Source organism: Chitinibacter sp. GC72 (assembly GCF_009760905.1).
Lineage (GTDB): Bacteria > Pseudomonadota > Gammaproteobacteria > Burkholderiales > Chitinibacteraceae > Chitinibacter.
The window spans coordinates 1-9,562 of sequence record NZ_VIRW01000039.1 but is presented as its reverse complement, the minus strand read 5'-3'; the positions used below and the strand labels follow the sequence as shown (position 1 = coordinate 9,562).

Genomic DNA, 9,562 nt, shown 5'->3' with positions numbered 1-9,562 from the left:
CAAGCACTCACACTCATCGGCTGTAATTTGTTAAAGATCGGTGTGAGACAGAGAGAAACTCGTTTTGTTTCGCTGCGTCATCAGCAGAGAGGCCGAACTATACCCACCGCCTTGAAACACGTCAACACCTATCGACAAAGAAAAGGAAAGAAAGATGCTAAGTGATTGATTGATAAGGAAACGAAGTTTGAAACATTCTGGCAGCGAACGCGAAAATCAAACGACCAGCACCAGCACAGTACTGAACAAAACCAGCAAAAACTGCGCGCAATGGGCAGAAATAGCGACACCGAACGCTCAAACAGTGCAAACACTAAGCCGAACAGCACTCAGCCCGCTGACGCGGGCTGAGTTTTATAATCAAAAAAACGACAAATCGGTACTAAATCAGCGTTTAGCAGCAGGGATCAACGCGTTCAGGCTACCCATCAACATCGCGGCACGGCTGGCGTGCTCTTTTTTGATTTCGGCGGTTGGCGCGTATTTTTCGGATAGGCGACCGCTAAAGTGCACATCGCCGACTGACATTTCATCCAGAAAACGGCTTGGGCGGGTGATTTGCCATTCACCGGCGCGACGGCGCTTGCTGCAATACGTAATCGTCAGGCTACGCTGCGCGCGGGTAATGCCCACATACATCAGCCGGCGCTCTTCTTCGACCATGCCTGATTCGATCGAGTTTTGATGCGGTAAGATGTCTTCTTCGCAGCCGATTAAAAAGACGTGTGGATATTCCAGCCCTTTGCTGGCGTGCAAAGTCGAGAGGCGCACCGCGTCGACTTCTTCTTCGTCGCGACCTTCAAGCATCGTAATAATCGCAATCGTTTGCACGATTTCGATCAGGTTTTTGCCATCCTCTTCGCCTTTCTTATTCACCCAGCCCGCTAGGTCGAGAATGCTTTTCCACTTATTCTCGGCCGGTTTTTGCTCTTCGGTTTCGTAGAGCCATGCTTCATAATCAATCGCACCAAGCAGCTCTTGTAATAGCTGTCCTGCTGGCTCGCGTTCGGCGCGTGATTGCAGTTTGCCGATAAAATTACAAAAGGTATGTAGCATTTCATTTTGGGCGGCTTGAATCTGGTGAATAAACCCCTCCTCGTATACCGCTGCAAACAAGGATATCTGCCTGCTAGCAGCGTATGCCCCCAGCTTTTCTAACGTTACATTGCCGATGCCGCGTTTGGGCGTGGTAACGGCGCGGATAAACGCCGGATCGTCGTTCTCGTTTGCGATCAAACGCAGGTAAGCCAGAATGTCTTTAATCTCGGCACGATCAAAAAAGCTCTCGCCCGCAGCCATCACATACGGAATTTTATCGTTGCGCAGCTGCGCCTCGACAATCCGCGCCTGAAAATTGCCGCGATACAAAATCGCATAATCTTTATACGAAGTGCGATTGAGTAACATATGCTGGCGCAAGCGGTCGGCGACGCATTTAGCTTCATCTTCGTCGCTCTTGGTTTCGACGACCTTAATCAGATCGCCCTCGCCCAAATCCGACCACAGTTTTTTCTCGAATAATTTCGGGTTATTCCCAATCACCGCATTGGCGCTGCGCAAAATGCGCGCCACCGAGCGATAGTTTTGCTCGAGCTTAATCACTTCCAGCTTGGGGAAGTCGGTTTTGAGCAAGTTCAGATTTTCAACGTTCGCGCCGCGCCAGGCATAAATACTTTGGTCGTCATCGCCCACCGCGGTGAAATAGCCGGTGACGTCGGTCAACAGCTTCACCAATTGGTACTGCGTGGTGTTGGTGTCTTGATATTCGTCGATCAATAAATAGCGCAACTTATGGCGCCATTTCTTTAAAACTTCTTCGTTGTCTTCAAACAAATCAACCGGCAGACGAATCAAATCGTCAAAGTCGACCGCTTGATAAGCGTACAAAGTATCTTGATAAGCACGGTAAATCTTCGCCAGTTGCAACTCACCCTCGGACGTGGCCATCGCCATCGCCTTATCGGGCGAGATACGATCATTTTTCAGCATCGAAATATGGCTGGCGGTCTGGCGAATCAGTGCTTTATCGGTGGTGACCAACTGATCGGCAATGATTTTGTTGGCATCGGCCGAATCCAGAATCGAAAATTTGGGCTTGTAGCCCAAGTGTGGCGCTTCTTCGCGCAGGATTTTCATGCCCAGACTGTGAAAGGTCGATACCGTGAGGCCGCGCAAGCGCTCAGGCGGTAGTAGCGTAGCCACCCGTTCCTGCATCTCGCGCGCGGCTTTATTGGTAAAGGTAATTGCCGCGATATTGCGCGCATCCATGCCCGCTGTTTCGATCAGGTAGGCAATCTTTTGCGTAATCACGCGTGTTTTGCCCGAACCAGCGCCAGCCAGCACCAGACAGGGGCCGGATAAATACTGCACAGCAGCGCGTTGGGGGGCATTGAGTAGATGCAACATCTGGGCACAACTTTGTATCAGGCGAAGCCGGAAATGTTAACACGTCGGCAAACTGCAACGCAGGTCGGCTGATACTTGGCGCGTAGTAAGAATTGGATTACAACCACTATATCCTTTTGAGCGATCTGTACAACATGACCCACTCCGCCCTTCAGCCCGTGCGCAAGCAGGATTTGCAAATCGGCGTGCCTTTAAGCTATCCGATTTACGATGGGCAGCACCAACTCTTGCTCAGGGAAGGGCAAATTATCCAGAACGAGAAGCAGCTGGCCCAGATTTGTGAGCAAGGCCTGTTTCGCAACCCGCTGTGGCAGGCCGCCCCAAGCAAACCGCGCCCCGCCCCCAGCCTGAACCCCAGCAGCATCATTCCGCAGGAGGTGATTGAAGCGCCTGCCAAGCCCGTGCGCAACGCCCGGCACCTGGCTCAGGTGAAGCTGCAGCCGAACGCAACGCTGCATGTGCAATCGCTGGGCGATCCGCTCAAACCCAAAGCATCGGTCAAACTGATAGGCTGGCTGGAAAAAAGCGGCGTACTGATCAGCACACTCAACGCGCAGGGCGCCATTCTGCCGTTTCGCGAAGGCGAATCGCTCAAGGTTAAAGCCATTGCCGGCAAAGATGTAGTGAGCTTTCAGGGCTTAGTGGAAAAAGTCTGTTTTACGCCGTTTCCCTATCTGCATTTAAGCTGGCCGGACAAGCTGGAAATCCACCAGTTGCGCAACAGCTTTCGGGTCAACAGCAATCTGATCGTGAGCATTAGCGCCGAGGGCTTAAACCAGACACCCGCCAAAATCACCAATCTGTCGGCCACCGGCGCCATGCTGGAAGGCGCCAAATTAAAGCTGGAAGCCGAGCAAAAGCTCAATATCGCCATGCGCTTGCCCGCCGCGGGCGAAGACCACACGATGATCATCAGCGGCAAAGTACGCAACTGCCATATCGACCCGCCCGCCATCACGGCTCAGTACGGCGTTGAATTTGACCCGCTGGGCCCCAGCGCACGGCTGGTGATTGAGCACTATATTTTCAACTGCCTGCTCGAAGAATAAAGCGGCGAGGACCGATTCTCGCTAGCGCCCTGGCGGCGGCGTGAGCGTTTTGCTACGGTAATCGCACACATCATTGACCACACAGCGCCAGCATTCCGGTTTGCGCGCCTTGCACACATAGCGGCCATGCAGAATCAACCAGTGGTGCGCGTTCAGCATGAATTCCTTTGGCGTGACTTTCAGCAGCTTATCTTCGACTTCGCGTACATCCTTGCCTGGTGCCAGCCCAGTGCGGTTGCCCAGCCGGAAAATATGCGTATCGACCGCAATCGTTGGCACGCCAAACGCGGTATTGAGCACCACATTGGCCGTTTTACGCCCCACGCCGGGCAGCGCCTCCAGGCTCTCGCGATCACACGGCACCTCGCCGCCGTGCAGCTCAATCAGCATGCGGCAGGTTTCCAGCAAATGCTTGGCCTTGCTGCGATATAAACCGATGGTATTGATGTAGGACTCAAGCCCTTCATGTCCTAGCGCCAGAATCCCCTGGGGGGTATTGGCCACCGGAAATAAAATTTTCGTCGCCTTATTCACACCGACATCGGTCGCCTGCGCCGACAGCAACACCGCCGTCAGCAATTCAAACGGCGTCGTGTAATTAAGCTCGGTCGTTGGATTCGGGTCCAGCTCGGCCAGCCGGGCATAAAAGGTATGGCGGGTTTGTTTATTCATGGTGCAAATCAAAGGGAGCGCAGCGGCGAATATGGCAGCAATCGAGCGCCCGATCAAGCGCCACCCTGCCCAAGTGCCGCCGCTGGCGCGGATAAAGTGACGATTCATCACCGCAAAGATTGACCCTGCTCCATTCTGCGGCGAAAATTACAGCTCGATCTCCGGCAAGTATTTCAATATGTTGAAGTTTTTACTCCCTCCGCTGCTGACACTAACCCTGCTTGGCCAGGCCGCACACGCGGGCGCACAGCGCGAAGAATATTTATCCGACTCGGTCGCCAGCAGCCTGCGCCGCAGCATTGCCGACCGCATCGAGCCGCGGCTGATGTTTGCCAATAAAGCGGAAGGCGAAGCGTGGCTGAACGAGATGTCCGAGCGCCTCAAATCACGCATTCCCGACGAATTCGTGCGGCGCAAATTGCTCACCGCCATCCACTACGAAGCCACCCGCGCCGGACTCGATCCGCAAATGGTACTCGGGCTCATCCACATCGAAAGCCGCTTTAACCGCTACGCGATCAGCCCGGTTGGTGCGCGCGGCCTGATGCAGGTGATGCCATTCTGGCAGCGCGCCATCGGCACGCCAGAGCAAAGCCTGTTTGATATGCACACCAATCTGCGCTACGGCTGCTCGATCTTGCGCCACTATCTGAATATCGAAAACGGCGACCTCTTCCGCGCCCTCGGCCGCTACAACGGCAGCCTCGGCAAAGCCGAATACCCGAATCTGGTTTACAACGCCTGGAAAGGCCATTACGACTGGAATGACGGCGTCGGCGAGAAAGTCGCACAGAAATAAATACTAGGGTATATCGCCACAGACCAAACATTGATTGCTCTATATGGAAATACCCATGCGAAATATAAAACCGACCACGCAGGTCGGTTTTTTTGTACCTTTTGATTTTAAGCCTGACTGACTTGGGTTCTCATCGGGCCATCGCGGAAAACGCTCACCTAGGCTTTCAACGATTCAATCAGCGCCATTTCTTCTGTGGTGAAGCCCGCTTCCAGCCGGGCGAGGTGGTTGAGCGTGCCGCGAAAGACCGGCGCGTCGTAGTCGCGCAGGAGCGCGACAAAAGTGGCGATCGGCTCGCAGCCGCGTTGTTCGCAACACCAGTAATACCAGTGATTGCCAATGCGGACATGGCCGATTTCGTCGCGCAGGATAATATCCAGAATCTCGCAGGCGCGAGTGTCTTTGACTGCGGCGAGTTTTTCGCGGATCGGCGGTACGGCATCGAGCCCGCGCGCTTCCAGAATCCGTGGCACCAAGGCCATGCGGGCCATCACGTCGGCATCGGTGCGCACGGCCATTTCCCACAAGCTGTTGTGTGCGTCAAAATCGCCATAGTCAAAACCCAGGCTGTTTAAATGCTCGCGCAGCAAACTGAAGTGATACGCTTCTTCTCTGGCGATTTGCAGCCAGTCGGCGTAATACTGCGCGGGCATGTCGCGAAAGCGATAAATGGCATCGAGCGCCAGATTGATCGCGTTAAATTCGATATGCGCAAAGGCATGCAGCAAGGCAGCGCGGTTTTCGGCCTGCCCCAGATTGCGCCGACGCGGCAAGCTAGCGGGCGGCACCAGCGCCGGTTTGGCGGGTCTGCCGGGCGTAATGACCGGAATCACAGGCGGCGAATCGGCCACAGCGTGACATTGAGCGAGGTCGATCTGGGCCAGCAGGGCCGTTTTCTCAGCGGGGTTTTCCGCCATCAGGGCGGCAAAAGCGGCAGCAAACACGGTATGTCTCTACATTCAGGTGGGCGAAGTATTCATCGACAGACGCCAACTGGCAAGCCTCAATCCCGGGCGTCGTACACTCGATGCCAGCGCGCAGAGATTAGCAAGGGTATATCGCTGCAAATCAGCACTATCAATGACTTCATGGTTATACCCTATGCGGGCTGATTCAAGCTTTCTGTAGCTGGGGCATCAGGGTGGCATGCAGCAAGATCTATCTACCATCACCACCTTGATTTTATTCAGCTTTTTCTGCATTTCGTCAAACAAGTCAACATATTGCATTGCACAAAAAATGGCGAAAGACTAGCATCTAGACAGATTTCGCATCGCAGCCATTGCATTGAATGTACAGCTCGCGTCGACCCGCCTGCGATGCTTCCCGGATTCATCATCATTACGAGGCAAGCACAATGACTCAAGCTTTAGCAGGAAAATACGCGCTGATCGTCGGTATGGCCAATGCCAATTCGATTGCTTATGGCGTTGCCAAAGCGCTGAAGGACCAAGGCGTGCAGCTGGCGATCACCTACCAGACCGAGCGCACCAAAGATTTTATCGCCCCGCTGCTCGAAGAGCTGGAGCCGGCCATTGTGCTCAAATGCAATGTGCAGGAAGAGGGAGATCTGGAAGCCGTATTTGCGCAAATCCAGCAAAGCTGGGGCCGCCTTGATATTGGCGTGCATTCGATTGCCTTTGCGCTGAAAGACGATTTGCATGGCCGTGTGGTTGATAGCTCGGCCGCCGGTTTTGCGCTGGCGATGGATGTCTCTTGCCACTCGTTCATTCGCATGGCCAAGCTGGCCGAACCCTTGATGAATCAGGGCGGCACACTGCTGACCATGAGCTATCTGGGTGCGGAAAAAGTGGTGCAGAACTATGGCGTGATGGGGCCGGTGAAAGCTGCGCTAGAAGCCAGCGTGCGCTATCTGGCCAATGAATTGGGTAGCATAAAAATCCGCGTTCACGCCGTCTCGCCCGGCCCGATTATGACCCGCGCCGCCAGCGGCATCCCGGAATTTAATGCCCTGCTATCCCAGGCCTCGCAACACGCGCCGATGCGCGAGCTGGTTGATATTGACGACGTGGGCGCAGCAGCTGCCTTTCTGTGTTCGGACGGCGCTAAACGCCTCACCGGCTCGACCTTTTATGTCGATGGCGGCATGAATATCATCGCTTAAAAATTCTGCAGGGTGCACTGAGCGCAGCGAACTGCGCCGCGAAGCAAGTACTCCTGGGGTGCACCTTGCACATGCTCGAGCGGATTCACGGCGCAATGCGCTATCGATCAGTGCGCCCTACGTGCAAAGCCTGCAAGGAAAACTTCATCATGAGCGTCGAAAACCTGCTTTTTGCCGATCTGCAGATTGGCCAGCAATACCACCGCCAACATCTGGTACGCCGCAGCGATATTGATATGCTGGGTATGATGGCAGGAAAGAGAGAGCGCGAGGGTTTGGTGAGCGTACCCGCCATAGGTATATTTTTATTTCTCACCGCCACCGCAATCAATTCCTTTCCTGGCCCCGGCTCCTTGATTGAAGATCATCAACTGCACGCACAGGGCTGGATTAGCGAAGACGATATCCTGTCGCTCACACTGACGGTGAGCAGCAAGGACGAAGCGCGCAAGCTGGTGATTCTGGATGCCCACTGCGAAAACCAGCATGGCGAGCAATTGTGCCGCGGGCCGATTCATGTGCTTGCCCCCACAGCAAGCCAGCGCAGTGAATACGCCGAAGCCCCGCAATTTACGCTGCGTGCGCACCATGTTTTTGCCAATTTACGTGCCAAAACCGATCTGCTGCCCGCGATCCCCACGGCCGTGGTGCACCCTTGTGATCGGGACTCACTATTGAGCGCCATGCTGGCAGCGCAAGAAAAGCTGATCATCCCGATTCTGGTGGGCCCCGAAGCCAAAATCCGCGCAGTTGCAGCCGCCGAGGGCATTTCGCTGCTTGGCGTTCGCATCGTCGGTGCTGAACACAGCCATAATTCGGCGCAAAAAGCGGTTGAACTTTGCCGCAATGGTGAGGCGCAAGCGCTGATGAAAGGCAGTCTGCACACCGATGAAATGATGTCCGAAGTGATGTGCTCGGCCACCGGCCTGCGCACCGCGCGGCGTATCAGCCATGTGTTTGTCATGGACGTGCCCGCCTACGAGCGCGCGCTGCTCGTCACCGATGCGGCCATCAATATCGCGCCAGGGCTGGCTGCGAAAGCCGATATCACACAAAACGCCATCGATCTGGCACATATACTGGGCATTGCCTGCCCGAAAGTGGCGCTTTTATCAGCGGTGGAAACCGTCACTGACAAAATGCCATCGACAATGGACGCCGCATTACTGTGCAAAATGGCCGACCGCGGGCAAATCCACGGTGCGATTCTGGATGGCCCGCTCGCCTTTGACAACGCGATCTCGATGGCCGCCGCCAAAACCAAAAAAATCAACTCGCCCGTTGCCGGGCAAGCCGATATTCTGGTCGTTCCCGATATCGAATCGGGCAATATGCTGGCCAAGCAAATGAGCTACTTTGCCGCCGCCGACTCGGCCGGAATTGTGCTCGGCGCACGCGTGCCGATTGTGCTGACCAGCCGTGCCGACGACGTCAAAACCCGCCTCGCCTCGGCCGCGGTGATGGTGCTGGTTGCGCACGCCATGCGCTGATTATGGCTTGAAAATCAATGTAAAAAGCCTCGCAACTGCGAGGCTTTTTAGAGTGGTCACTTAGTGGCATAAATCAGTATTTATGCAGAACGGCATTTATATAGGCCGTTTAGGAACCCAAACCAGCGCATCACCGGACAAAACCAGCACATCGCGCACCCAGCATTCAGTCACCAACTTGACGCGCTGCTTGTCGGCAAACAGCTCGACAATCCGGGCCCGGGCGCTCACGGTATCGCCAATATGCACCGGATGCACGAAGCGGATATTTTGCGCCATATAAATACAGCCAGGGCCGGGCAGGTGCATGCCGATCACCGTCGATAAAAAACTGGCGGTCAGCATTCCGTGCACAATGCGCTCACCAAAACGGGTTTGCTGCGCAAATTCGGCATCAATATGCATCGGGTTATTATCGCCAGTTAAACCAGCAAACAGAACGACATCGGTTTCAGTGAGGGTTTTGCGATATTCCGCGGTCTGGTCGACTTTCAGATCTTCAAAATAAAACGACATGCTGGTCTCCTGATGAATGACTGCAGTACATTTCAAAAATTCAAGCTCAACTCACTGCGGCAATCAGTTGATAAACCAGCATAACATGCTGCATCGCACAAACCCAGAAACAAATTCACACTCGCCAATGAACTAATAGGTATACGGCTGAGAATTAGGCCTGATCTATCCTCCAACCACATACCCAGCCGACGCTTTGCCGATCTCGCAGACAGCAAAAAGCCCAGCTCTTTCGAACTGGGCTTTTCTTTTGGGGAGTCTGGCAATGACCTACTTTCACACGGGCAATCCGCACTATCATCGGCGCTGAGGCGTTTCACTGTCCTGTTCGGGATGGGAAGGAGTGGGACCACCTCGCTATGGTCACCAGACAAAACTGGGTGAGTCACTGTTCTTTCAAACAACAACTCGAAATAGAAGAAGTAATATCATCAGCAAGTCGTTTAACTCACCGGTCTTTCTCAAACAATTATCGATTGGGTCGATTATACCATCAGCCGCATAA

At 54.3% G+C, this 9,562-nt stretch carries 8 protein-coding genes and 1 rRNA gene; 4 read left to right on the top strand and 5 right to left on the bottom strand.

Annotation, left to right across the window (positions count from 1 at the left end; genetic code table 11):
• Positions 1-387 precede the first annotated feature (387 nt).
• Positions 388-2,406, bottom strand: a complete 2,019-nt coding sequence (locus FLS37_RS16470) for a UvrD-helicase domain-containing protein (protein WP_157671054.1) — start codon at positions 2,404-2,406, stop codon at positions 388-390.
• A gap of 134 nt (positions 2,407-2,540) precedes the next feature.
• On the opposite strand from FLS37_RS16470, the gene FLS37_RS16465 reads away from it, so the two are divergent.
• On the top strand, positions 2,541-3,455 hold the full coding sequence (locus tag FLS37_RS16465; RefSeq protein WP_157671053.1) for a flagellar brake protein: 915 nt from the start codon (positions 2,541-2,543) through the stop codon (positions 3,453-3,455).
• Positions 3,456-3,476: 21 nt separating this feature from the next.
• Here FLS37_RS16465 and nth read toward each other — a convergent pair whose 3' ends face one another.
• Positions 3,477-4,127 carry an endonuclease III gene (gene nth, locus FLS37_RS16460; RefSeq protein WP_157671052.1) on the bottom strand — a complete coding sequence of 217 codons (651 nt, stop codon included), beginning with the start codon at positions 4,125-4,127 and terminating at the stop codon, positions 3,477-3,479.
• Between the two features lie 178 nt (positions 4,128-4,305).
• Between nth and FLS37_RS16455 the strand changes: the two genes are divergently transcribed.
• Positions 4,306-4,926: a lytic transglycosylase domain-containing protein gene (locus FLS37_RS16455; protein WP_157671051.1), complete on the top strand. Its 621-nt coding sequence runs from the start codon at positions 4,306-4,308 to the stop codon at positions 4,924-4,926.
• Positions 4,927-5,084: 158 nt separating this feature from the next.
• Here the strand turns inward: FLS37_RS16455 and FLS37_RS16450 are convergent, their stop codons facing one another.
• Positions 5,085-5,843, bottom strand: a complete 759-nt coding sequence (locus tag FLS37_RS16450) for a ferritin-like domain-containing protein (protein ID WP_157671055.1) — start codon at positions 5,841-5,843, stop codon at positions 5,085-5,087.
• Positions 5,844-6,283: 440 nt separating this feature from the next.
• Between FLS37_RS16450 and fabI the strand changes: the two genes are divergently transcribed.
• Positions 6,284-7,051 carry an enoyl-ACP reductase FabI gene (gene fabI / locus FLS37_RS16445; protein ID WP_157671050.1) on the top strand — a complete coding sequence of 256 codons (768 nt, stop codon included), beginning with the start codon at positions 6,284-6,286 and terminating at the stop codon, positions 7,049-7,051.
• A 149-nt stretch (positions 7,052-7,200) separates the two neighbouring features.
• Positions 7,201-8,541 carry a bifunctional enoyl-CoA hydratase/phosphate acetyltransferase gene (locus FLS37_RS16440; RefSeq protein ID WP_157671049.1) on the top strand — a complete coding sequence of 447 codons (1,341 nt, stop codon included), beginning with the start codon at positions 7,201-7,203 and terminating at the stop codon, positions 8,539-8,541.
• Positions 8,542-8,637: 96 nt separating this feature from the next.
• Here FLS37_RS16440 and FLS37_RS16435 read toward each other — a convergent pair whose 3' ends face one another.
• On the bottom strand, positions 8,638-9,057 hold the full coding sequence (locus FLS37_RS16435) for a MaoC family dehydratase (protein WP_157671048.1): 420 nt from the start codon (positions 9,055-9,057) through the stop codon (positions 8,638-8,640).
• Between the two features lie 257 nt (positions 9,058-9,314).
• Positions 9,315-9,428 (bottom strand): 5S ribosomal RNA (rrf, locus tag FLS37_RS16430).
• Positions 9,429-9,562: the final 134 nt, after the last annotated feature.

What these genes read in the sequence shown, in the direction of transcription:
- FLS37_RS16470 (WP_157671054.1), bottom strand. Translation starts at nt 2,406, where the DNA reads ATGTTGCATCTACTCAATGCCCCCCAACGCGCTGCTGTGCAGTATTTA.
- FLS37_RS16465 (WP_157671053.1), top strand. Translation starts at nt 2,541, where the DNA reads ATGACCCACTCCGCCCTTCAGCCCGTGCGCAAGCAGGATTTGCAAATC.
- nth (WP_157671052.1), bottom strand. Translation starts at nt 4,127, where the DNA reads ATGAATAAACAAACCCGCCATACCTTTTATGCCCGGCTGGCCGAGCTG.
- FLS37_RS16455 (WP_157671051.1), top strand. Translation starts at nt 4,306, where the DNA reads ATGTTGAAGTTTTTACTCCCTCCGCTGCTGACACTAACCCTGCTTGGC.
- FLS37_RS16450 (WP_157671055.1), bottom strand. Translation starts at nt 5,843, where the DNA reads ATGGCGGAAAACCCCGCTGAGAAAACGGCCCTGCTGGCCCAGATCGAC.
- fabI (WP_157671050.1), top strand. Translation starts at nt 6,284, where the DNA reads ATGACTCAAGCTTTAGCAGGAAAATACGCGCTGATCGTCGGTATGGCC.
- FLS37_RS16440 (WP_157671049.1), top strand. Translation starts at nt 7,201, where the DNA reads ATGAGCGTCGAAAACCTGCTTTTTGCCGATCTGCAGATTGGCCAGCAA.
- FLS37_RS16435 (WP_157671048.1), bottom strand. Translation starts at nt 9,057, where the DNA reads ATGTCGTTTTATTTTGAAGATCTGAAAGTCGACCAGACCGCGGAATAT.